Origin of the sequence: Terricaulis silvestris (assembly GCF_009792355.1) — a bacterium.
GTDB lineage: Bacteria > Pseudomonadota > Alphaproteobacteria > Caulobacterales > Aquidulcibacteraceae > Vitreimonas > Vitreimonas silvestris.
Map to the genome: position 1 here is coordinate 2754894 of NZ_CP047045.1, position 19501 is coordinate 2774394.

The 19501-nt window shown below is 64.2% G+C and carries 25 protein-coding genes; 17 read left to right on the forward strand and 8 right to left on the reverse strand.

Features of this window, described 5'->3' with window-relative positions; translation table 11 throughout:
• Positions 1–7 precede the first annotated feature (7 nt).
• From DSM104635_RS14175 to DSM104635_RS14185, 3 genes are read left to right on the forward strand one after another with little or no spacing between them, the layout of a single operon-like run.
• Positions 8–1507, forward strand: coding sequence for a TadA family conjugal transfer-associated ATPase (locus tag DSM104635_RS14175; RefSeq protein WP_158766831.1), 1500 nt, complete (start codon positions 8–10; stop codon positions 1505–1507).
• Positions 1507–2487 carry a type II secretion system F family protein gene (locus DSM104635_RS14180; protein ID WP_158766832.1) on the forward strand — a complete coding sequence of 327 codons (981 nt, stop codon included), beginning with the start codon at positions 1507–1509 and terminating at the stop codon, positions 2485–2487. The genes DSM104635_RS14175 and DSM104635_RS14180 overlap by 1 nt, the downstream gene beginning before the upstream one ends.
• Before the next feature lie 10 nt (positions 2488–2497).
• Positions 2498–3475, forward strand: a complete 978-nt coding sequence (locus DSM104635_RS14185) for a type II secretion system F family protein (RefSeq protein WP_228445700.1) — start codon at positions 2498–2500, stop codon at positions 3473–3475.
• A 34-nt stretch (positions 3476–3509) separates the two neighbouring features.
• On the opposite strand, the gene DSM104635_RS14190 is transcribed toward DSM104635_RS14185, so the two are convergent.
• A complete protein-coding gene (locus DSM104635_RS14190; RefSeq protein WP_158766833.1) occupies positions 3510–4304 on the reverse strand; it encodes a tetratricopeptide repeat protein in 795 nt (264 codons plus the stop codon).
• 77 nt (positions 4305–4381) lie between these two features.
• On the opposite strand from DSM104635_RS14190, the gene DSM104635_RS14195 reads away from it, so the two are divergent.
• A complete protein-coding gene (locus tag DSM104635_RS14195; protein WP_158766834.1) occupies positions 4382–5761 on the forward strand; it encodes a leucyl aminopeptidase family protein in 1380 nt (459 codons plus the stop codon).
• A gap of 2 nt (positions 5762–5763) precedes the next feature.
• On the opposite strand, the gene DSM104635_RS14200 is transcribed toward DSM104635_RS14195, so the two are convergent.
• Together DSM104635_RS14200 and DSM104635_RS14205 are read right to left on the reverse strand one after the other, a co-directional pair.
• Entirely contained in the window at positions 5764–6138 is a 375-nt protein-coding gene (locus DSM104635_RS14200; protein WP_158766835.1) for a DUF6768 family protein, read from the reverse strand.
• Positions 6135–6680: an RNA polymerase sigma factor gene (locus DSM104635_RS14205; RefSeq protein WP_158766836.1), complete on the reverse strand. Its 546-nt coding sequence runs from the start codon at positions 6678–6680 to the stop codon at positions 6135–6137. Before DSM104635_RS14205 ends, DSM104635_RS14200 begins: the two co-directional genes overlap by 4 nt.
• Before the next feature lie 232 nt (positions 6681–6912).
• On the opposite strand from DSM104635_RS14205, the gene DSM104635_RS14210 reads away from it, so the two are divergent.
• Complete coding sequence (locus tag DSM104635_RS14210; protein ID WP_158766837.1) at positions 6913–7287, forward strand: MarR family transcriptional regulator; 375 nt, start codon at positions 6913–6915, stop codon at positions 7285–7287.
• Between the two features lie 75 nt (positions 7288–7362).
• Here DSM104635_RS14210 and DSM104635_RS14215 read toward each other — a convergent pair whose 3' ends face one another.
• Positions 7363–8007, reverse strand: coding sequence for a c-type cytochrome (locus tag DSM104635_RS14215; RefSeq protein ID WP_158766838.1), 645 nt, complete (start codon positions 8005–8007; stop codon positions 7363–7365).
• Positions 8008–8131: 124 nt separating this feature from the next.
• Here DSM104635_RS14215 and DSM104635_RS14220 point away from each other — a divergent pair, with 124 nt between their 5' ends.
• A complete protein-coding gene (locus tag DSM104635_RS14220) occupies positions 8132–8848 on the forward strand; it encodes a 3-deoxy-manno-octulosonate cytidylyltransferase (RefSeq protein WP_158766839.1) in 717 nt (238 codons plus the stop codon).
• A gap of 117 nt (positions 8849–8965) precedes the next feature.
• Here the strand turns inward: DSM104635_RS14220 and DSM104635_RS14225 are convergent, their stop codons facing one another.
• Together DSM104635_RS14225 and DSM104635_RS14230 are read right to left on the reverse strand one after the other, a co-directional pair.
• Positions 8966–9520, reverse strand: a complete 555-nt coding sequence (locus tag DSM104635_RS14225; RefSeq protein WP_158766840.1) for a hypothetical protein — start codon at positions 9518–9520, stop codon at positions 8966–8968.
• Between the two features lie 31 nt (positions 9521–9551).
• A complete protein-coding gene (locus DSM104635_RS14230; RefSeq protein WP_158766841.1) occupies positions 9552–10424 on the reverse strand; it encodes an alpha/beta hydrolase in 873 nt (290 codons plus the stop codon).
• Positions 10425–10475: 51 nt separating this feature from the next.
• On the opposite strand from DSM104635_RS14230, the gene DSM104635_RS14235 reads away from it, so the two are divergent.
• From DSM104635_RS14235 to DSM104635_RS14280, 10 genes are all read left to right on the forward strand, one after another.
• Positions 10476–11312: a prephenate dehydratase gene (locus DSM104635_RS14235; RefSeq protein ID WP_158766842.1), complete on the forward strand. Its 837-nt coding sequence runs from the start codon at positions 10476–10478 to the stop codon at positions 11310–11312.
• Positions 11313–11353: 41 nt separating this feature from the next.
• Entirely contained in the window at positions 11354–11896 is a 543-nt protein-coding gene (locus DSM104635_RS14240) for a sigma-70 family RNA polymerase sigma factor (RefSeq protein WP_158766843.1), read from the forward strand.
• The gene (locus tag DSM104635_RS14245; RefSeq protein ID WP_158766844.1) at positions 11893–12528 is read left to right on the forward strand and encodes an NrsF family protein; all 636 of its coding nucleotides are present in this window, start codon (positions 11893–11895) and stop codon (positions 12526–12528) included. The genes DSM104635_RS14240 and DSM104635_RS14245 overlap by 4 nt, the downstream gene beginning before the upstream one ends.
• Positions 12529–12561: 33 nt before the next feature.
• On the forward strand, positions 12562–12930 hold the full coding sequence (locus DSM104635_RS14250) for a hypothetical protein (RefSeq protein WP_158766845.1): 369 nt from the start codon (positions 12562–12564) through the stop codon (positions 12928–12930).
• Between the two features lie 100 nt (positions 12931–13030).
• Positions 13031–13579 carry a hypothetical protein gene (locus DSM104635_RS14255; RefSeq protein WP_228445701.1) on the forward strand — a complete coding sequence of 183 codons (549 nt, stop codon included), beginning with the start codon at positions 13031–13033 and terminating at the stop codon, positions 13577–13579.
• Positions 13580–13629: 50 nt separating this feature from the next.
• Positions 13630–14088 carry a YHS domain-containing (seleno)protein gene (locus tag DSM104635_RS14260; RefSeq protein ID WP_158766846.1) on the forward strand — a complete coding sequence of 153 codons (459 nt, stop codon included), beginning with the start codon at positions 13630–13632 and terminating at the stop codon, positions 14086–14088.
• A 169-nt stretch (positions 14089–14257) separates the two neighbouring features.
• On the forward strand, positions 14258–15022 hold the full coding sequence (locus DSM104635_RS14265) for an electron transfer flavoprotein subunit beta/FixA family protein (protein ID WP_158766847.1): 765 nt from the start codon (positions 14258–14260) through the stop codon (positions 15020–15022).
• Position 15023: 1 nt separating this feature from the next.
• Positions 15024–15968, forward strand: coding sequence for an electron transfer flavoprotein subunit alpha/FixB family protein (locus tag DSM104635_RS14270; protein WP_158766848.1), 945 nt, complete (start codon positions 15024–15026; stop codon positions 15966–15968).
• Between the two features lie 5 nt (positions 15969–15973).
• Entirely contained in the window at positions 15974–16183 is a 210-nt protein-coding gene (locus DSM104635_RS14275) for a hypothetical protein (RefSeq protein WP_158766849.1), read from the forward strand.
• A gap of 93 nt (positions 16184–16276) precedes the next feature.
• Complete coding sequence (locus tag DSM104635_RS14280; RefSeq protein WP_158766850.1) at positions 16277–17155, forward strand: 3-hydroxybutyryl-CoA dehydrogenase; 879 nt, start codon at positions 16277–16279, stop codon at positions 17153–17155.
• 380 nt (positions 17156–17535) lie between these two features.
• On the opposite strand, the gene DSM104635_RS14285 is transcribed toward DSM104635_RS14280, so the two are convergent.
• On the reverse strand, positions 17536–18138 hold the full coding sequence (locus DSM104635_RS14285) for a DUF938 domain-containing protein (RefSeq protein WP_158766851.1): 603 nt from the start codon (positions 18136–18138) through the stop codon (positions 17536–17538).
• A 95-nt stretch (positions 18139–18233) separates the two neighbouring features.
• On the opposite strand from DSM104635_RS14285, the gene DSM104635_RS14290 reads away from it, so the two are divergent.
• Entirely contained in the window at positions 18234–18743 is a 510-nt protein-coding gene (locus tag DSM104635_RS14290; protein ID WP_158766852.1) for a hypothetical protein, read from the forward strand.
• On the opposite strand, the gene DSM104635_RS14295 is transcribed toward DSM104635_RS14290, so the two are convergent.
• Entirely contained in the window at positions 18740–19414 is a 675-nt protein-coding gene (locus DSM104635_RS14295; protein WP_158766853.1) for a Fe2+-dependent dioxygenase, read from the reverse strand. The genes DSM104635_RS14290 and DSM104635_RS14295 overlap by 4 nt on opposite strands.
• Positions 19415–19501: the final 87 nt, after the last annotated feature.

Sequence of the window (19501 nt, forward strand, 5' to 3'; positions counted from 1 at the left end):
CTAGTTGATGTTCGGAAAGCGAAGCCTGGGCGATGCTCCGAGCACTGAGGCTGCGCCCGCAGCTCCGGTCGCGCGCGTGCACGCGGCTGTTGGCGCAAAACCGTTAGCGACGGCGCCCGCGGCGCCTCGTCCGGTCGCGCCTGCTCCGCGTCCCGCCGCACCATCCGCCAGCGCGCCTAACCCGCGCATGCAACCGTCGGCCGATGTCGCCGATGGCCCGGAGTATCGCTCCGAGGCGTATTACCGCGTCAAATCCACGATCTTCAATGCACTGATCGAAACCATCGACTTGACGCAACTCGCGCAGCTCGATCCAGAAAGCGCGCGTGACGAAATTCGCGACATCGTCGCCGAAATCATCTCGATCAAGAACGTCGTCATGTCGATCGCCGAGCAGGAAGCCCTGCTCGACGACATCTGCAACGACGTGCTGGGTTACGGCCCGCTTGAGCCGCTGCTGGCGCGCGACGACATCGCCGATGTCATGGTCAACGGCGCCAACGCGGTCTTCATCGAAGTCAACGGCAAGATCTCAAAGACGGGCATCCGCTTCCGCGACAACGGCCAGCTGATGAACATCTGCCAACGCATCGTCAGCCAAGTCGGCCGCCGCGTTGATGAAAGCTCGCCGATCTGCGACGCGCGCTTGCCAGATGGCTCTCGTGTCAACGTCATCGTGCCGCCGCTGGCCATCGATGGCCCGACGCTCACGATCCGGAAGTTCAAAAAGGACAAGCTGAAGCTCTCCAACCTGGTTGAGTACGGCTCGATCTCGCCCGCGGGCGCGAAAATTCTGCAGATCATCGGCGCCTGCCGCTGCAACATTCTGATCTCCGGCGGCACCGGTTCGGGTAAAACCACTCTGCTCAACACACTGACCGCGTTCATCGATCCGACAGAGCGCGTCATCACCTGCGAAGACGCGGCCGAACTGCAGCTGCAACAGCCACACGTTGTCCGCCTCGAAACGCGGCCGCCGAATCTGGAAGGCTCCGGCCAGGTCACGATGCGCGACCTGGTCAAGAACTGCCTGCGTATGCGCCCTGAGCGGATCATCGTCGGCGAAGTCCGGGGCCCTGAAGCGTTCGACTTGCTGCAAGCCATGAACACGGGTCACGACGGCTCGATGGGCACGTTGCACGCCAACACGCCGCGCGAGGCCCTCTCCCGTCTGGAATCGATGATCACGATGGGCGGCTTCTCGCTGCCGGCGAAAACCATCCGCGAAATCATCGTCGCCGCTGTCGATGTCGTCATCCAGGCCGCGCGCCTGCGCGACGGTTCGCGTCGCATCACGCAGATTACTGAAGTGCTGGGTCTCGAAGGCGATACGATCATCACGCAAGATCTGATGCTGTACGAAATTCAGGGCGAGGATCAGAACGGCCGCATTACCGGACGCCACAAGGGCACCGGCGTTGGCCGGCCGCGCTTCTGGGAGCGCGCGCGCTACTTCGGCCTCGAGAAAGAACTGGCGCAGGCACTCGACGAGACGGAGCAAGCCTGATGGATCCGGCGCTCATCGCCGCTGTACTCGCGTTTGTCGCCATCGGCGGCGCTGGGTTCGTACTCGCCCCCGGCAATCATCAGCCGGCGACGGCGACCAAACGGGTCAAGGCTGTCGCGGGCGGGCCAAAAGTCGACCGGCGCAAGCAGGCCGTCGAGGTGGCGGCGCTGAAGCGGCGCCAATCGACGCAAGAAGCGCTGAAAGAGATGGCCAACAACGAGAAGCAGTCGCGGCGGCGGCGCTTTTCGATCAAGGGCCAGATCGCCCAGGCCGGCATCACCCTGACGCCGACGATGTTCTGGATGATGGCGGCCGGCCTCGGCGCTGTGCTGGCCCTTATCGGTTTGCTTGTTCAAGGTCCGATCGGCGCCGCGATGGGCTTCTTCGTCGGCTTGCTCGGCATTCCGCGCTGGGTGCTCGGCATGCTGGTCAGCGGACGTCAGAAGAAGTTCGGCAATCAACTCGCGGACGCCATCGACGTCATCGTGCGCGGCGTCAAATCCGGCCTGCCGCTCAATCAATGCTTGCGCATCATCGCCGCGGAAAGCCCCGAGCCGCTGGCGAGTGAGTTCAAGGCGCTGTGCGATTCCCAATCGATGGGCGTGCCGCTCGATCAAGGCATGGCGCGGCTCTACGATCACATGCCGTTGCCGGAGGTGAACTTCTTCTCGATCGTGCTGATCATCCAACAGAAGACGGGCGGCAACCTCTCGGAATCGCTGGGCAACCTCTCAACCGTGCTGCGTTCGCGCAAGCTGATGAAGGAGAAGGTCAAAGCACTTTCCGCGGAAGCGAAAGCCTCGGCCATGATTATCGGCGCGCTGCCGCTGATTGTCATGGGAATGGTCTATTTCACGCGCCCTGCCTACATCTCGATTCTGTTCATCGAGCCCACGGGCCACCTCATCCTGCTTGGTAGCGCGGCGCTGATGTCGACCGGCATCTTCGTCATGCACAAGATGGTCAACTTCAAATTCTGACGGGCGGGCCATGGACATCGTCGATACCCTCACCGATCCTCTGAACGTCGCAGGCGCCCTCGCCGCGATGGCCTGCTTCGGCACCGTGGTGACGCTGGCGGCGCCGGCGATGTCGGAGAACAAACTTGGCTCGCGGCTGAAGGAAGTGGCGAAGAAGCGCGAAGAGCTGCGCAAACGCTCGCGTGCGGACCTGGCTAAGGGCGTAGGCTCGCTGCAGCACAAGGACGCGAACTCGTTCGCCAAGAACCTCGTCAACAAGCTCAATCTGCAGAAGGCGCTCGCTGACGACACGCTGACCGAGAAGCTGATCCGCTCGGGCCTTCGCGGCAACGCCGCGCAGACCATGTTCTATTTCTACCGCGCGGCGTTGCCGGTCGGCTTCGGTATCGCGGCGCTGGTCTACATTGTCACGCTGGGCGCCGACCTTGCGCTTCATATGAAGGCGGCCGCCGTGGTTGGCGGCATCGCGTTGGGCTTCTACGCACCGAACCTCTATTTGAAGAACCTCGCCGACACCCGCCGCACCAAGATCATGGAGGCGTTTCCGGACAGCCTCGACATGATGCTGATCTGCGTCGAGAGCGGCATGTCTGTCGAAATGGCGATGCAGCGCGTCGGCCAGGAAATCGCCCCCGCCTCCGTCGAACTGGCGGAAGAGTTCGCGCTGACGACGGCTGAACTCTCGTACCTACCAGAGCGCCGCATGGCGTACGAAAACCTGGCGCGCCGCACCGCGCACCCTGGCGTCAAGGCTGTCGCGATGGCGCTGACGCAAGCTGAGAAGTACGGCACGCCCGTTGGTCAGGCGCTGCGCGTTATGGCCAAGGAGAACCGCGATCTGCGTTTGGCGGAAGCCGAGAAGAAGGCCGCGTCGCTGCCGCCGAAGCTCACGGTGCCGATGATCGTGTTCTTCCTGCCGGTGCTATTCGCCGTCATCATCGGCCCGGCAATGATCCAAGTCAGCCAAATGCTGGCCGAGCGCGGCTAAGCGCGGCTCTATCTGTAACTGAATGTAACTGCGCTTAGCGCGAGCGGCCGACGTCGCCCCAGCGGCGCGGGTCACTGAGCAGGCCGCGCAAATAAGCGATGTTCGCGGCCGCTTGCTGTGGCGGGAGATCAACGCGCTCGATCTGCTCGGCTTCGGCGAACTTGCCTTGCAGTGCGAGCGAGATCGCCAGGTTCTGGCGCGCTTCCGGCGGCGCACCGCGAATGTCCGAGGCTTGGCGCAGCAATGTCTCCGCGGTTTCCGGTTCGCCGGCCATGATGTGGGAGACGCCCATATTGGTGAGCACGCGCGCGTTGTTGGGTTCGATCACCAGCGCTTCCTGGTAGGCGGCGCGCGCTTCGGTGAAGCGGCCGAGCTGATCGAGCGCCGCGCCCAACGCCGAACGCACGCGCCAGTTCTGGGGCTCTGCTTGCGCAACAAGCGCTAGAGGGCGCAGCGCTTCGTGGGCGCGCCCGAGAGAGATCTGCGCCAACCCGTACGTGGTGAGCAGCTGGCGGTCCTCGGGGAAGCGGCCCAGGGCTTCCGCGGCGATGGTCACAGCGCGATCCGTGCGGCCGCCCCTGCGCAGACTTTCGGAGAAACGCTGCGCGGCTTCGAGATCGTTCGGGAAGGTCTGATACTCGCCGGCCCAGAACGCCATTTGCGTCAGCATGTCTTCGCGGCCTACGCGTTGGCGCGCCTCGCGATCGACGCCCGCACCGGAGTTGAGCGTCGCCGTGGCGTCAGCGGAAGCGCCCCCGCCAGTGCTGGCGCAGGCGGCAAGAGCCGAGAGCGCAAGCAGTGTTGCGGCGAGACGGGATATTGGGGGCATGGGGCCGAATCCTAATAAGCGGCTAATGCTGCCCCGACATGCTCAACAAAGGGCTAATGACGGACTAGGAAGAGCCAATGACCGACCTCCCCTTCCTGACCGACGCCGCGACGGCGACAGTTCCGATCCACGCCATGCGCACGGGCGAGTGGCGCGACTGGATCGAGCGTCACGCCGAAAACCTGCGACGTCTCGCGGCGGCGCATGACTTCCAGGCGCAGAACGGGCGCATCCTGCTCGTTCCGGCAACTGACGGTTCGATCGAGCGCGTGCTGTTCGGGATTGGCGACAAAGCCAACGTGACGGCCATGGGCGCGCTCGCGCAGCATTTGCCGAGCGGCGATTACCGCATCGCCGCCGCACCGCGAGATTTCACCGCCACCGCCGTCGCGATCGCTTGGGGTTTGGGCGGCTACGTGTTCGACCGCTACAAGAAGCGCAAGCGCCCGGCGCCGCGGCTCGCGCCGCCGGAGGGCGCGGACATGGCGGACGCGGCGCGCATCGTGCGCGCCTCCTGGCTGGCGCGCGATCTCGTCAACACGCCAACCAACGACATGGGACCGGAGGCGTTGCACGCCGTGGCTGAATCCGTCGCGCGAGACCATGGCGCAAGGTTTGAAGCCATCGTCGGCGATGACTTGCTGGCGCAGAACTATCCCTTGATCCACGCGGTCGGCCGCGCGGCGGCGCAAGCCCCGCGTTTGCTGCATCTCTCGTGGGGTGACGCCGGCGCGCCGCGCCTCGCGATCGTTGGCAAAGGCGTGTGCTTCGACACTGGCGGGCTCGACATCAAGCCGTCCGCGGGTATGCGGCTGATGAAGAAAGACATGGGCGGCGCGGCGCACGCACTGGCGCTGGCGCAGATCGTGATGGAAGCGAAACTCAATGTGCGGCTGGAGCTGTTCTTGCCGGTGGTCGAGAATTCCATTGCCGGTGATGCCTTTCGCCCCGGCGACGTGATCCCCTCGCGCAAGGGACCGACAGTCGAGATCGACAACACGGACGCGGAGGGACGCTTGATCCTTGCCGATGCGCTCACGCGCGCGTGTGAGGACGAGCCTGCTCTGTTGCTTGACTACGCGACGCTGACAGGCGCCGCGCGCACGGCGTTGGGGCCGGACATTCCGCCATTTTTCTCAAACGATGACGTGCTCGCATCAGAGTTCGCGCAAGCTTCAGCTGACACCAGCGATCCGATTTGGCGGATGCCGCTGTGGGACGCCTACGAAGGCGACATGGATTCGGGCATCGCGGATCTGAAGAATACCGGCGATGGCGCGTTCGCCGGCGCGATCTACGCGGCGCTGTTCCTGCGCCGATTCGTCAGCGTTTCAGCGTGGGCGCATTTCGATGTTTTCGCCTGGGCGCCCAAGGAAAAGCCAAGCCGTCCCGCTGGCGGCGAAGCGCAAGCGCTGCGCGCCAGCTGGGCGGTGATCAAGAAGCGCTTCGCTGCGTGAGTTCACGCCGCATCGCGCGACGCAGCGCGCGCGATTTGAAGCTCGAGGCGCTTCACTTCGCGCAACACGACATTCTTGTTCATCTCCATGAAGAAATAGATCTTCAGCATCGCGACTGCGAGTGAGGCCCAGATCGCGCCGGTGCTCCAGATCACGGTCGCGCGTACATCGCTGGCAGTGAGGGCACTCCACGCGCAGTACGCGAACACGCAGAACAGAGCGAAGCTCATGACCACAGCAAGGATGTTCATTGCCCCCCAACGCCCGCTGAACGTACCGAGCGCTTCGCCGATCGGATTGTTGTCCTCAAAGCGGGCGAGAAATTCCGCGTCTTCCTTTGAAAGCGCGTCGCGGATGGCGCTATCGATATTGGTCATTGCTCTGCTCCAAGACTTTCACGCAGCGCTTTGCGCGCGGCGAACAATCGGGACTTCACCGTGCCTTCCGGCGCACCGGTGATCGCGGCGATGTCAGCGACACTCATTTCCTCACCAAAATAGAGGCTGACGGCGATGCGCTGCTCCGGCGGCAATCGTTTCATGGCGGCGCGCAAATCGAGACGATCATTGCTGTCGCTCTCGGCGTCCGGCGGCAGATCGCCCATCGCTTGCGCGCTCTCCGCGATCCGCGCGACGCGGTACTTGCCGCGCAGCGCATCGGCGCACTTGCGTGCCGCGATGGCGTAGATCCAGGCGCGAAAGCGTTCAGGATCGTCGAGCCGCGACAAGCCGCGGACGGCGCCTTCCCAGGTATCCTGCACCACATCTTTCGCGACCTCCGCGTTTCCAAGAGCGCGCGCGGCGAATGCCAACAGCTTCGGCGTCCAGCGTGCGGCCAGGCGGGCGAACGCTTCGCGCGATCCGCCCTGTGCGAGGAGGACGAGGTAATCGTCGAGCGCCTGGTCTAGTCCGCGCCTCACGCTGGCCCGCCCTTCTCAGCCTCTAAGTCGCTTCAAGAGGCCCGCCGGTTCGATCCGACTGTAGAATTTTTCGACGCCGCGCCGGCCTTGTTTCGCTTGGCTCGTTTCGGACTCGCGGCTCAAGATTTGGTTAATCATTTCGCCTTTCCCACAACATCTTGTGGTTCCGGACTTGCACCGACCACCAAATCGGCGAATCCTCTCACTTGCGATTCAACAAAAGGGGAGCGACATGGAGCTCGGGCGCGAACAGACAGAAGCATTGGATTTGTGGCGTCGGGTTACCGTCACCACGGTGCGCTCGGACGCGCCAGACCTCACCGCACGCCAACTGGCCGTGCTGATGACGGTCCGGCTGCAGCCGGCGCCACACACGGTGCGGGGCCTGGCCTCGGCGCTGAACGTCGGCAAGCCGGCTATCACGCGGGCGCTGGATACGCTCTCGCGCCTGGGCTTCGTCCAGCGCCGCCGCGATCCGAAGGACGGCCGCAACGTGTTCGTCGAGCGCACCGAAAAGGGTGACGCATTCCTCGACATGCTGGGCTCGACGATCCTGGGCGGCGAAGCGCCTATCCAACGTCCGGTGCAGCTGGCCGCCGTTTCGTAAGCACGGCGCCGCCATCGAAATGAAAACGGCGTCCGCGTGAGCGAGACACCGTTTTTGTTTGTCCAGCGAAACGCCTTAGCCCGGCGCGGTGGGCGTGTTGGCTTCGGCCGGCGCCGCCTCGCCTTCCGGAGGCGCTACGCCTTCGGAGGCTTCCGCCGCAGGCTCCGGCAACGGCGCTGGCAGCGACACGCTGTTCGGCGAAATCGAGCGCAAATACGCGATCATCGCGACGCGCTCTTCGTCGTCGCGGAGACCCGCGAACGCCATCTTGGTGCCGCGCACGGTGGCAGCGGGCGACCGTAGGAAATCGTTGAGCGCCAGATAATCCCAATTGCCGCCGTGGCCCTGCATGGCTTCGGAATATTCGTAACCGGCGTGGCTGGCGGCGGGGCGACCGAACACGTCGTGGAGGTTCGGGCCTTGGCCGTTGGCGCCGCCGGCGTCGAAGGTATGGCAGGAAACGCATTGTGCGTGCACGCGCTCGCCGCGCTCGACCAAGGCGGTGAGCTGCGCTTCGTCAGCGAACAGGCGCCCGAAATCCGGTGGGCCGGCTGGACTGGCGGGGCCGCCGCCGGTTTCGAGCGACACTTCCGGTAAGTAGCCGGGCGTTTCGGGATAATTCGGATGGATCACGCCCTCGGCGAGGACGCCGACGCCCATCACGCCCAGAACCGACGCCAGCAACGCGCCGAGAATCGAGTTGTTTCTGAGATCGCTCATTTTTGGCCCTTGTTCGCGGGCGGTTTATGGCCTGCGTTGCGTCCGCCGCCAAGTCGCCGATAAGCGCGGAGATGGCCGTTGGCGCCCTTGCGCGTCGAACCGCCGCACGGCAAGGCGTGCGGCAATGAACTCCGTTGTCGTGATCCCCGCCCGCATGGCGTCGACCCGGCTGCCCGGTAAGCCGCTGGCCGATATCCACGGCAAGCCGATGATCGCCTGGATGGTTGAGATCGGCCGCGCCGCCAATGCCGGGCCGGTGCTGGTGGCGGCGGCGGAGGAAGAGATTGCGGAAGCGGCGCTGAAGGCCGGCGCAAACGTGACATTGACGGACCCGGATTTGCCGTCGGGCTCGGATCGTGTGCACGCGGCGCTCGAAGCGTTCGATCCAGAGCGACGCTTCGATGTCGCCGTGAACCTACAGGGCGACATGCCGACGATGCGCGCCGCCGATGTGGCGCGCGCGGTGGCGGCGCTGCGTGCGGGCGCGGACATCGCGACGCTGGTTTCGCCGTCGAACGATCCGGCCGATCGTGACAACCCCAATGTGGTCAAGGCGATCCGCGCTGCAGACGGTCGCTGTCTTGCTTTCACGCGCGCGGCCGCGCCTTGGGGTGACGGGCCGGTGGAGCGCCATGTCGGAATCTACGTTTACCGCCGCGATGCGCTGGCGCGCTTCGTCGCGGCGCCGCCCTCGCCGCTTGAGCTGCGCGAAAAGCTTGAACAATTGCGCGCGCTTGAGATGGGCATGACGATTATGGCTGACGCCGTGGAAGCGTTTCCCAAGGGCGTCGATAGCCCCGCCGATCTCGACGCCGCGCGCGCTGCTTTGGCCGCGCGCTAGCCAATTTCACGCCGCGCTGCGCCTCGGGCGCACGGCCGAAGGCCAAGGCGACATCGCCGCAGCAACGGCGATCTCAGCCGGTATCGCTGAAACCTACGCGGGCTACGACGTCGCGCCTTAACCTGGGAAGGTTTGAACGCCGACTTTTTCGAGCTGGCCGTTGCGCAGCGCGAGGCACGCTAAGCTCTCCATGCCCTGCACGAAGCAGAGCAACGGGACGTCGGCTTGACGGAGGCCGAGGTACGTGTCGCGATCCACGCTCTCGTCGGCATAGAACGGAAACTCGCCGTTCTCCGGCCCATTGGCGCGCGCGGGCCAATCGGGCAGCGCTGACGTGGTCGCCATGGTGGTGCTGTTGGCGGGATCGGTCCACGTGCGTAGCGCCGTTTCCATTGCTGCCGTGTCGGAGACATCCGCGAGCACCATGACGTGCTGGGCCAAGTAGGCTTCAGCGTAGATCGGCGCGCCAGAGGCATCGCGAACGACGAACGTCGCGACCGCGCGCGCGCAATCGGGGCCTGCGCTGGCCGCTTCCACTGAATATTGCGCGTCGCTTACCGCCCACGCGCTCGCGGCGCGTGCGTCACAGCTTGGCGCAAGATTTTCGGCCTCTTCCGCCGCCGGTGAACACGCCGCAAGCGCAAGCGCTCCCGCGATCAAAATATCACGCATGACCCATCCTCCCCGATAATTCAGGCGGATGTTAGCGGGCGAAGGCGGCGCGCACCAGTTCGCCGACTTCCTGCAGCGCGGTGGTGGCGGTTTTGGAATAGTTCGTGAAGTTCAGGCCGCCGTGCATCAGCATCGGATACTTCTTCTCGGTCACCTCGACTCCGGCGCGGCGGAGCGCATCGACGAAGGCTTTCACGTCGCTACGGACAGGATCCATGGCGCCGCCGCCGGCGACGATGGTTGGCGGCGCGGCAGTGAGATCAACGTCGAGCAGAGACGGCAACGCCTCTCCGCCCAGGCTGCGCGCGATGTAGCGGACGGCGACGCGGCCGAGGAAGCGGAAGTTGCGTAGCTCCTCTTGCGACCACAGGGAGTCCTGTATGTGCACCAGGGGATAGAGCAGCACTTGCAGAGCGATCGCGCCCGGCGTCGCGCGATTGATCTCGAGCGTCATCGTCGCGGCGAGATAGGCGCCGGCGGAATCGCCGGCGAGCACCAGCTTGTACGGCGCGGCGCCGAGGCGTTGTGCGTTCTGAAACGCCCAAGCGCACGCAGCGCGGGTGTCTTCGATCTGACCAGGAAAGCGGCTTTCCGGCGCGAGGCGATAGCCGACGGAGAGCACGCGACCGCGCGACGACTTGGCTAGCCATGAGCAGATGGAATCGTGCGTGTCGATATCGCAGCAGATGAAGCCGCCGCCGTGGAAGTAAACCATCAGCGGCGCAGGCTCAGCGTCGGGAGCCTCGTAGTAGCGAGCACGCAGCGGTCCGCCTGGACCCGCAATTTCCAGATCTTCGACGCGGGCCAAGCCGGCGGCGCGCGCGGCGGGGACTGCGAGCAGCGTACGCAAGCCTCGGCGCGTCTGCGCCAAAATCGCGCTCTCGACGGATTGCGTCATACTCATGAGGCGACGCCCCTACCCGAAGCGCGGCGCATGCGCTAACGCTCGCCACCTATGACCGACCGCATTTCCTTTCAAGGTGAACCCGGCGCGAATTCGCACCTTGCCGCGCGCGAGGCCTTCCCCGATCTCGAGCCGATGCCATGCGCGAGCTTTGAGGACGCCTTTGCGGCCGTCATTGAGGGGTCAGCGCGCTATGCGATGATCCCGGTTGAGAATTCCGTGGCAGGACGCGTGGCCGATGTGCACCACCTCATTCCGGAAAGCGGTCTCTACATCATCGGCGAACGCTTTGTGCCGATCCGGCACCAGCTGCTTGGCTTGAAGGACGCGACGCTCGCGGGTCTCACCCACGTTCGCTCACATCCGCAAGCGCTTGGCCAATGCCGCAAGGAATTGCGCGCGCTTGGCGTGACGGCGGTGAAGACTGCAGACACAGCCGGCGCGGCGCGTGAAATCGCGGAGCTTGGCGATGCGCGCGTTGGGGCGTTGGCGTCCACGCTCGCGGGTGAAATTTATGGGCTGAAAGTGCTGAAGGCGGACATCGCCGACGCGCCACATAACACAACGCGCTTTCTGGTGTTCTCGCGGGAAGAGCAGAACGCCGCGCTCGGCGCCGGACCGTGCATGACCAGCTTCATCTTCCGCGTCCGCAACGTTCCAGCCGCGCTGTTCAAGGCAATGGGCGGTTTCGCCACCAACGGCGTGAACATGACGAAGCTTGAGAGCTATCTCGAAGGCGGCGGGTTCTCGGCGGCCATGTTCTACGCGGAGATCGAGGGCCATCCCGAGGAGAACCACGTGAAGCTGGCGCTGGAAGAACTGGCGTTCTTCTCTAGCTCGCTGACCATGCTCGGCGTTTATCCCGCGGACCCGTTCCGGCGGGCGTAACCGGCGGCGCGCTCCGCGCGTAGGAGGCTCAAAGGGGAGAATTGGCCGACGAAGCCCACCTCCGAGCCCTGCTGCTCCAGGGTCTCGCCGGCGACGACGCCGCGCATCGCGCGTTTCTAACGGAAGCGGCGGGGCTGCTGCGCGCCTATTTCCGCAACCGTCTGCGCGGACAGGCCGAGGACGCGGAGGACCTGGTGCAGGAAACCTTGGTCGCGCTGCATACGCGCCGCGACACTTACGATCCGAACTACCCCCTCACCGCCTGGATGTACGCGATCGCGCGCTACCGGCTGATCGACTTCCTACGCCGCGCCAAGCATCGCGCCACAGCGCCGTTGGATGGCGTCGAGGTTGGTGACATCGATCCGCAATTCGACGCGAGCGACGCCAAGCGCGATGTCGCGGTGTTGCTGGATAAGCTACCTGAAAAGCAAAGAACCGCGATCCGGCTGGTGAAGTTGGAAGACCGCAGCATCAAGGAAGCTGCGTCGCAAACCGGGCTCAGCGAATCCGACATCAAGATTTCCATTCATCGCGGCCTGAAGACGCTGATGCGGCTGATGGGCCAGGAGCAGACGACGTGAAGACCGATCACCTCATCGACGCGCTTGCGCGCAACGTCGAGCCGGCGGAGAAGCCGCGGTGGCGGATGAACCTCGCCATCACGCTGCTGGTTGGGCTGGTTGTCGCTGTTGCGCTGGTGGCGATTGGACTGGGCGTGCGACCCGATCTCGGCACAGCGCGCATGCCGATCATGATGAAGGCGATGTTCTCGGCGCTCGCTGCCGCCGTGGTGTTGCCGCTGGCGCTGCAGCTGATGAAGCCGGGGCGGCCGCTTGGGTGGCGGATCGGCGCGGTGGTGGCGTTTGTGGCGCTGTGCGCGGTTTGCGTTGTTGTTGCGCTGATGGGCGAAGAGCCGGGCGAGCGCATGGCGATGTGGATGGGCAACGGCGTGCCGTGGTGCGTCGTGCTGATCCCGGTTCTGGCTGTGCCGACGGCCGTGCTGCTGGTGTGGTTGATGCGCGCGTTTGCGCCGACGCGGCTGACGCTGACGGGCGCGGCGATTGGCGCTTTGTCGGGCGGCGTTGGCGCTATGGCCTACGCGATGTACTGCCCGGTCGATTCCGCGGCGTTCGTGATGACCTGGTACGTGCTGGGGATTGCGCTCAGCGCCGCCATCGGCGCGCTGGTTGGGGCGAAATTTCTGCGCTGGTAAGTTGAGAGCGGCAACTCGTGATAGCGTGTCCGCATGTACGCGTACGATGACGAACTGCTCCCTTTGCTCAAGCCGGAACTCGGCGAGGCGATCTATCAAGTCGGGCTGGGAGCCCACGACTTTCAGTTCTCGTTCGGCGGTCTGCGTGTTCAAAACGTGTTTCGTGTGGATTTCTGCCTTCAGGGCGCTGAATACGCCTGGGAAGGAGGGCCGTGCGCCATTCCGGCATGGCTTCTCGTCGGCCAGATTCCGAATGACGCGGCGCTAGAGTCTGCAACGGCGCTGAGAATTACCTTTGCCAGCGGCGATTGGCTGCGGCTGCATACTGACGAAGGTCAGTACGAGAGCCAAACATTCCAATGGCCGGACCGCGAGGGCAAAATGGTCTTGCAAATCTACTAGGCGAACCGGCGGCAAAATTCTGTAACCGCGTGACACCTTCAAACGTCATGGCCTGCATCAACGATGCCGGCTGAAAGCCGGCGGTTCTTAGAGGGCAACCATGCTCGACCGTATCAAGCGCTACGCGCCCGCCGGGATTTCGGTGTTCGCCGCGATCGTGTTTCTCGACAGCCTGCGCTTCAAGTTCACCGACCATCCCAACACGCAGGAAATTTTCGGCCGGCTTGATGGCTGGGCTGGCACGCTGGGGCTGCCGGGTTTGTTCGGCCACACCGGGCTCTTCAGCCAGTATGTGATCGGCTCAGCGGAACTCGCAGCATCTACGTTGCTGCTCGTTGGCCTGCTGCCGCGCTTCGTCCGGCTCAATGCGCTGGGCGCTTTGATCGGCTTGGCCGTGATGACCGGCGCCGTGAGCTTTCACCTGTTCACGCCGCTCGGCATCGACCCCAACAATGATGGCGGCGGCTTGTTTGCGGCGGCGGTCACGATCTGGCTGACGTCGGTCGTGCTGCTGATCATCCGCCGCAACGAACTTGTTGGCCTCATTCGCGATCTCGGCCGCGCGTTTGTGCCGGAGCGTAACGTCGCCCTTCGACAGGCTCAGGGTGACGCCAATTCAAACGCCAACACCAAAGTAGCGTCAGCCTGAGCTTGTCGAAGGCGAAGCGGGCCACGTTCACCAAAAGCAAGGACCTCGAAATGCGCAAACTGCTCGCCGCACTCGCCGTCTCGACCGTCGCCACATTCGGCGTCGCCGCGCCGGCCTACGCCGATCACGCGCCGGTTTATACCGGCCTGCTCTCCCGCGTCGCCGTCAGCGGCTACGATCCGGTGGCATACTTCACCGATGGCCGCCCGGTACGCGGCACGCAGCAATTCACCACCACGCATGGTGGCTATGAGTACCGCTTCGCCTCGGTTGAGCACTTGGCCGCGTTCCGCGCCAACCCGGCGCGCTACGTGCCGCAATACGGCGGATACTGCGCCTGGGCCGTGAGCCAGGGTTACACGGCGTCCGCCGACCCGACCAATTGGCGCATCGTCGATGGGAAGCTCTACCTCAACTACAACGACGAAATTCAGGAGCGCTGGGCACGCGACATCCCCGGTCACATCCGCAGCGCCAACGCCAACTGGCCGAGCGTGCTGAGCCGCTAGCCCACGCACCTCCTCCCAAAACCAAGAGCCGCCCTGCTTAGGGCGGCTCTTTTTGTTTCCGTCGCGGCGCCCGGAGCGAAGGTCGCATTGACGCGGCGGGGGCGAGGCTCTTTATAGGCCCGCGATTTTGGCGCCTGGCGCTGCTGCGAATGCTTCAAGGATTTCAACGATGAAGGTCCTCGTCCCGGTTAAGCGGGTGCTCGATTTCAATTTGAAGGTCCGGGTGAAGCCGGATGGGTCGGGGGTCGATCTCTCGAACCTCAAGATGTCGATCAATCCGTTCTGTGAAATCGCGATCGAAGAAGCGGTGCGCATGAAGGAAGGCGGCGGCGGGCACGCCAAGGACGCGGCGACGGAAGTCGTGGCCGTTTCGATTGGCCCGGAGCAAGCGCATGAGACGCTGCGCAATGCCCTCGCAATCGGAGCCGACCGCGGCATCCTGGTGAAGGCCGAAGGCGAAGTTGAGCCGCTGGCGGTGGCAAAGATTTTGAAGGCTGTGATCGAGGCCGAGAAACCGGACCTGGTCATCCTCGGCAAGCAAGCCATCGACGATGACAACAACGCAACGGCGCAAATGCTCGCCGCCCTGCTCGACTGGCCGCAGGCGACCTTCGCCTCGAAGATCGTGCTGGCTGGTTCGAAGGCGACGGTGACTCGGGAGGTCGATGGCGGGTTGCAGACGATCGATGTCGATCTGCCGGCGATCATCTCGACTGACTTGCGCTTGAACGAACCGCGTTATGCGTCGTTGCCGAACATCATGAAGGCGAAGAAGAAGCCGATCGACGTGAAGACGCCGGCGGAACTGGGCGTCGATACCACGCCGCGCCTGCAAGTCGTAAAGACGGCTGAGCCTGCGAAGCGCTCTGGCGGCATCAAAGTGAAGACGGCTGGCGAACTTGTCGGCAAGCTCAAAGAAGCGGGAGTGATCTGAGATGGCCGTTCTCGTTATTGCCGAACACGACAACACGTCGGTGAAGGACGCCACCAACAAAGTCGTTACCGCCGCCAAGGCGATGGGCGGCGATGTTGACGTGCTGGTCGCGGGCTCGAACGCGGGCGCCGCTGCGGCGGCCGCCGCGAAGATCGATGGCGTGCGCAAGGTGCTGCACGCCGATGGCGCGACTTTGGCCAAGCAAATGGCCGAGCCGATGGAAGCGCTGATCGCGCCGCTCATGAGCGGCTACGACGCCGTCCTCTTTCCCGCCACCACAACCGGCAAGAACGCCGCGCCGCGCGTGGCGGCGAAGCTCGACGTGATGCAGGTGTCGGGCGTGATCGGCATCGAGGGCGCGGACACATTCGTGCGGCCGATCTACGCCGGCAACGCCATCATCACCGTGAAGGATAGCCAGCCGAAGAAGGTTCTCGTGGTGCAGGCGACGGCGTTCAAGGCGGCAGGCAATAGCGGCAGCGCTTCGGTCGAGACGACGGCGGCGCCAGCCGGGCCGTTCAAGTCGGCGTTCGTCAGTGAGGAAATGGCGAAATCGGATCGGCCGGAACTCACCGCCGCGAAGCGGATCGTGTCGGGCGGCCGTGCTCTGGGGTCGAGCGAGGAATTTCATCGCGTACTCGATCCCCTTGCCGACAAGCTCGGTGCGGCTGTCGGCGCTTCGCGCGCAGCGGTTGATGCCGGCTACGCGCCCAACGACTACCAGGTCGGCCAGACCGGCAAGGTGGTTGCGCCGGAGCTTTACGTCGCCATCGGCATTTCGGGCGCCATCCAGCACTTGGCTGGCATGAAGGACTCGAAGGTCATCGTCGCCATCAACAAGGACGAGGAAGCCCCGATCTTCCAGATCGCCGACTATGGCTTGGTGGGCGATTACAAGACGATCGTCCCGGAGCTGATGGACGAGCTGACCAAAGCTGGCGTGTAACGGACGTGATCCCGGTCATCGTCGCGTTGGTGGTGACGGTCGTCGTGATCCCCACCGCGATGCTGGTTTTTATGCTCGGCCATTTCCGTGACCGCCATTCGTGCGCTGGGTGCGGCCAGCTTTTGCCCCGCGAGCGAAACGCCGCTGGCGGCTGGACCTGCCCGGCCTGCAAGGCCGAATTGGACAAAGACGGGCGCGCCCTTCCAGCGGCCTAGACCCGCACTGCCCCTTGCGCAGCGCTCACTGCTATGCTGCACTGCAACAAGATTTGCATTCCGATTAGGCCTTAGGGCCTTATGGCTGGTGAAATGAGCACTATTCGCACTGTCGGCGTCGTAGGCGCCGGCCAAATGGGCAACGGCATCGCGCATGTCTGCGCATTGGCCGGCTACGATGTGCTGCTGAACGACGCAGATGCCACCCGCATCGATGCGGCGATTGAGATCGTCCGCAAGAACATGGCGCGCCAGGTTCATCGCGAAATCATCAAGCAAGCCGACATGGACGCAGCGCTAAAGCGCATCAAAGCCGCGCCAAAGCTCGGCGCGTTCGAAGCGGTCGATTTGGTGATCGAGTCTGTCGTTGAGCAAGACGACGCGAAGAAGAAAGTCTTCGCCGATCTGCGCACCACGCTGAAGCCGACCGCGATCCTGGCCTCGAACACGTCATCGATTTCGATCACGCGCCTCGCGGCGACGACGGATCGACCGGATAAGTTCATCGGCGTTCACTTCATGAACCCGGCGCCGGTTATGGAGCTGGTGGAAATCATCCGCGGCTTGGCCACGAGCCAGGAGACCTACGACACCTCGCTCGCGTTCATCGATAGCCTTGGCAAGAAGATCGCCAACGCCGAAGACTTCCCGGCCTTCATCGTCAACCGCGTGCTGGTGCCGATGATCAACGAGGCGGTCTATACGCTCTACGAAGGCGTGGGCTCGGTTGAGGCGATCGACAAAGCGATGAAGCTCGGCGCGCACCACCCGATGGGCCCGCTTGAGCTTGCGGATTTCATCGGCCTCGACACCTGTTTGTCGATTATGCAGGTGCTCTACGAGGGGCTTGCGGACTCCAAGTACCGTCCCTGCCCGCTGCTGGTAAAGTATGTCGAAGCCGGCTGGCTGGGCCGCAAGACGGAACGCGGCTTCTACGACTACCGGACCGATCCGCCTACTCCCACAAGATAGCCGCCGTCGCGCTAACAACCGTCGGCTTTTTACACCTGGGTTTCGCGAGGGCGCGTACATTCTGTACGCGCCCTCGCTCCATGCATGCATCACATAACGAGCCGCAATGTCAGCGCCGCGCCGTCGATGGCGATGGCGAGACATCCGATCAGAAGCACGCTTCCGATCATGAGCTCCAACGCAGTGATAGCTTTACGCATGAGTGTCCCCAGTTGCGCGGACGGGGAGGTGTCCGCGCCGGGGATATAGGCGCGCTGCACAACGCGAATGTGGCGCGGAGCTTAAATGTTGGTGACGTGCGGCACACGCGGCGCGCAGCTTGTATTTGCAACACACATACGCGCAGCAGCGGATACGAGCGTTGCAGATTTCATTGGCTGCTAGCGCACAAACACGAGCGCGAGATTGTTCGCGGGCATTTCAATGATGTCACGGAGCGCCAATCCCTGTTCACGCGCAGCGGCTTCCACGGCATCGAGGTCACGCACGCCGAAGCGCGGATCGCGTGCTTTCAGCCATTGGTCGAAACTCTCGTTCGATGGCGCCGTGTGTTCACCGTCGCGCTTATAGGCGCCGTAGGTAACGAGAACGCCGCCGCTTTCAATCAGGCGCCCGGCGCCCGCCATCAGGCCGAGCGTCGCGTCCCAAGGTGAAATGTGGATCACGTTGATCGCGACCAGCGCGTCGTATCGCTCGCGCGGGGTGCGCCAATCAGCGCTCGCAAGATCGATCGCGAGCGGCGCGAGGACATTCGGCAACCCTTCGAACTGCCGCCAAGCGTCAATGCTGGCGCGCGCATCGCTATCGGGATCGGACGGCTGCCACGTCACGCCCGGCATCGCGCGCGCGAAGAAGACGGCGTGCTCGCCCGTGCCGGAGGCGATCTCCAACACCTGCGCGTCCGGGCGCAGCACACGTTGCAGCTCGGTAAGAATTGGCTCGCGGTTGCGGGCGGCTGACGGCGAGGATTGGCGGAGATCCATGCCCAACTGAAATCACTCTTGCGCGGCTGGGGAAAGTCCTCGCCCAACCGGACGCGCCTCAGTGACGCCGCGTTGTTTGCCATTACAGTGCGCCCATGGCCGCCCCCGCCATTCCGCAACGCATCCCGCCGCTCACGTGGCGCAAGCCGGTGTTCATCTGGACGCCGATCGCGCTGGCCATGGCGATTGGTTGGCCGGCCGCGCTGTTTTACGCCGATGGCGGACCGCAGCGGCTCACACTGATCGCCGGCGCGACGGTGTTTGCCATTGCTTTGATTTCTCTCGGCGCCATGTGGGCGGCCGGCCGGCCGCCGCGCTCGCGGCGCATCGTTGTGCTGCACGTCGTCATGGCGGGCGCGATCACATTGCTGCTGGCGCCGATCGTGGTGGGCGAACTGATGACGTTTCTCGCCGAGTCCACCGAGCGCGCCGGGACGCTCACGTTCAGCATGTCGCTGGCGATGATTCCGCTGGCGATTGTGCTTGGTTTGCCGATCACTCTGGTTTCGGGGATTGTATTTGCGTGGGTGGCGCTCTCGCACCGGCGCAAGCACGAATTGCTCGACGACGGCGTGTTCCGGGAAGACGTGCAACCCTTTCGCTAACCGCGCGCCCACATCCGCATCAAGTTCGAGATCGACTTGTCCAGCGGCAGCAGATCTTCGCGCGCAACACCGGCCTGCGCTAGGCGCGCGCGCGTGACGGAAAGATCGAACAACAGCTCGCGCTGGCCGGGATCGGCGATAAAGCTCTGCACCCAGCCCACCGCCGCCAAACGGGCGCCGCGCGTTACGGGCGCAACGTAGTGGATCGAGCCGGCCGGATAGAGGATCGCATCCCCTGCTTCCAACGCGATCTCCTGCTCTCCGAGCGCGGTTGTGACGACTAGCGCGCCGCCTTCATACGAGGCCCGATCCGCGAGGAAGATCGTAAAGGCTAGATCGGTGCGGAGCTTGTCCTCGCTTGGGCCCATCAGCGCGTCGTCCGCGTGGGCGCCGTAGGTCATGCCCGGCTCATAGCGCGAGAACATGAGCCGCGTGACACGCGCCGGCCGCGCCGCGATGTCGAACATCGGATGACGGCGAAGCGCCTCGGCGACGAATTGCTCGAGCGCCCGCACCTTTGGATCTGAACCATCGGCCTGCAGATTTTCCTTCACGCCGCGCGCCGCGGCGCCGGCCGTGCGCTTACCTGATGACCACACAACCCCGTCGAGATCCGCGCGCACCCGCGCAACGTCCTCGGCGGGCAAGACGCCTTGAAGGATTAGGCTCATAGACCAATCCATACGGCGCCCACGGTCCAACATGAACCGGAGTGAGGCACCTCGGCTTATTGCGAACGAGTCGCACTTCGTCCACTG